Annotated in this window: 3 protein-coding genes; 2 read left to right on the forward strand and 1 reads right to left on the reverse strand. The window is 33.7% G+C overall.

Annotation, left to right across the window (positions count from 1 at the left end):
- Together D6734_03330 and D6734_03335 are read left to right on the forward strand one after the other, a co-directional pair.
- Positions 1-753 (forward strand): AsmA family protein (locus D6734_03330; GenBank protein ID RMF96715.1); only part of this gene is annotated, 753 nt, incomplete at its 5' end.
- A 32-nt stretch (positions 754-785) separates the two neighbouring features.
- On the forward strand, positions 786-1,712 hold the full coding sequence (locus D6734_03335) for a tyrosine-protein phosphatase (protein RMF96716.1): 927 nt from the start codon (positions 786-788) through the stop codon (positions 1,710-1,712).
- A 13-nt stretch (positions 1,713-1,725) separates the two neighbouring features.
- Here D6734_03335 and D6734_03340 read toward each other — a convergent pair whose 3' ends face one another.
- Positions 1,726-2,772, reverse strand: coding sequence for a CHAT domain-containing protein (locus D6734_03340; GenBank protein RMF96717.1), 1,047 nt, complete (start codon positions 2,770-2,772; stop codon positions 1,726-1,728).
- Positions 2,773-2,774: the final 2 nt, after the last annotated feature.

Here is a 2,774-nt window from a genome sequence, read left to right on the forward strand (position 1 = left end):
GTAGTAATTGCAGTAATTGTATTCATTGGAATCTCAAATATAGGTCCCATAATTAAAAATGCCGTAAATACTTATGGTCCTGAAATTACTGACACCAAAGTCAAAGTTGATGATGTCTCAGTTTCTCTTTTTTCAGGAAAAGTAAAACTTAAAAATTTTCTTCTCGGTAATCCACAAGGATTTACTTCAGAAAAGGCAATCGAGGTTGAAAAATTGAAAGTGGATATAGATGAAAATACTATAACAAAAGACACTATTGTAATCGATAAAATTGAAATCGATCGTCCTCTTATCAACTATGAGAAGAAAGGTAATACAGATAATTTCAATGCAATTTTAAGCAATATTGAAAAAAAGATCGCTTCTAAAGGAAGTAAAGAAGGAGGAAATCACAGTCAAGATGAGAAGTCACAAACAAAAGAAGTGAAATTATTGATAAGAGATTTGATTTTGAAGAATGGGAAAGTCTCCCTTACAATGCCATTATTGAGAGGTAAACCTATCGAGGCAAAACTTCCTGATATTCATCTCACAAATATTGGGTCAAATGGAAGCGGCGTTACACCTGAGAAAGCAATGAAAATAATCATTGATGCTCTTATAAAAAATCTTAAATCACCTGATATCACACAAATGATTGATAACAATCTCAAAAAAATAGAAAAAAATTTGAAATCTCTTGGCAAAGGCAACAAGAAGGGAGCAAATAAAATAAAAGACAAACTTCAAAGCCTATTTAGAAATAAAAAATGATTTTATAACTTTGATACAAGGAGCTCTTTCAAATGGTAAACATTAGAAAATTTGCTTTTTTGAAGAAAAAAGGCTTAATTGTGCCAATTATTTTCCTTTTTTTTCTTTCCTGTGCTTCACAGGAGGTAAAAAAGGTTGATGTCAACAATGTTTCAGAAAATAAAAAACCAAAGAGAATAATTATGTTGGATGGGGCACGAAATTTCAGAGATATCGGCGGATACGAGACAAAAGATGGGCAAACAGTAAAATGGAGAGAAATTTTCCGTTCCGATGCGCTCTCTAATTTGTCAACTTATGATTTTAAAAAAATAAATGAATTCGGAATCAAGCTCGTCATAGATTTCAGGACGGAAAGCGAAGCAAAAAACTCTCCTACCATTTGGCAGGGCGATTCTCCTCCCAGAATAATAAATCTCCCCATTGGAAGCGCTTCAGAAGAATGGGCTCAAAAACTTACAGAACAACTAAAAACAGGCAATTTCACAGCAGAGGAAATTAGAAATACATTCATAATGGCTTATAAGTCAATTCCAATAGATTCTGCAGATGTCTATAAAAAAATGTTCGAGCTTTTGATTAATCCTGACAATAGACCTGCGATAATTCACTGCCGTTCAGGGAAAGATAGGACTGGAATTGCTTCAGCATTGATTTTTTCAGCTCTTGGTGTGCCTCGTGATACCATTATTGAAGATTTTATGCTAACCAACAAGGCTTCATCTGTAGATGAAATCTTGCCTTTCATTGCTGAACAATTCAGCAAACAAGCAGGTCGGAAAGTATCCCCAGAAGATATTAGGCCTCTCATAGGTGTTGAGGAAGGATATATTCAAGCTATGTTTGAAGGAATAGAAGAAAACTATGGCACAATGGACAATTATCTTGAAAAAGCTCTTGGCCTCACACCGGAAAAGAGAAAACGATTGAAGGAAGAATTACTTGAAAAGGAAGAATAATCTTCCAAAACTCCTATCGACCTATTTGAATAAAATTTGCCCAAAAATAGGGATGAGAAAGAGATATTGAGTGAGGGCTTTTTTCATCTCGAATAATTGTTTTTTTGATATCTCTTTTTGAAAGCCGTAAGACTTCGCCACGGGAATAATTGAAATCATTTGAGATGAGATTCTTGTAAAAATCCTTCAAAAAAGATTTTTTAACATCTACATTTGTATTCCATAATGGATATATGATTTTATTCCCAAAAATTCGTCCAATCTTAGAGCTTTCAGATAGAAATTCTTCCTGCAATATCATATCTTCTGCATAATCTGAAAGGACTATAAGTGAGTGGGATTTGTTGTTTTTCAAAATTTCTTGAGGATTTATTTTTTTTCTTTTTTCACCTTTTTCGATATTGATTGTTGACTTTGACAATCTTTTCAAATCGATATCAATAGGTGAGGAAATATTGACTATCCTGCATTGAGATAAATCTTGTGATAGCTCTTTCTTATGCGCCAAGTTGATATGGACAAGTCCATCTTTATTTTCAATCATCTCTGTTAAGTCTGAATAAAGCTCAGATTTTTCACCTCCCACATCACAGAGAAAAAATTGATAATTCTCATTTACTGAATTTTTATGCAGGAGATAGGCAAGAGGCGAATAAATCACTGCAAACTCATCTATCAAGTAAGTAGAATTTTCATATTCCGAAAAAATTAGAGAAGCATCTCTTCTCATAGCGCCCTCTTTCACTACTAACGCTTCGAATGGGAATCCTGACAATGCGGAGGAAGAGGAAACAATAAGGAGTGTTTTACCTGCAAGGTACTGTGAAATAGGTTTTATCAATGCCTCATATAATTTATGCGCCTTATCCAAATCGAACTCACGAAGTATATCATTAACCCACTTACCGATTCCAAGAGATTCTACCTTTAAAATTGATGAAATAAGGGACTTCTCTAACGAAAGAATATCATCCTTACGGGCTGGAAGTTCAATTAGATTAAAATCCTTTTTAGAGAGCACAAAAACATAGCAATCAGAATTATGAAATAGATATTTCAGAA

It is taken from the genome of Candidatus Schekmanbacteria bacterium (assembly GCA_003695725.1).
Classification (GTDB): Bacteria; Schekmanbacteria; GWA2-38-11; order GWA2-38-11; family J061; genus J061.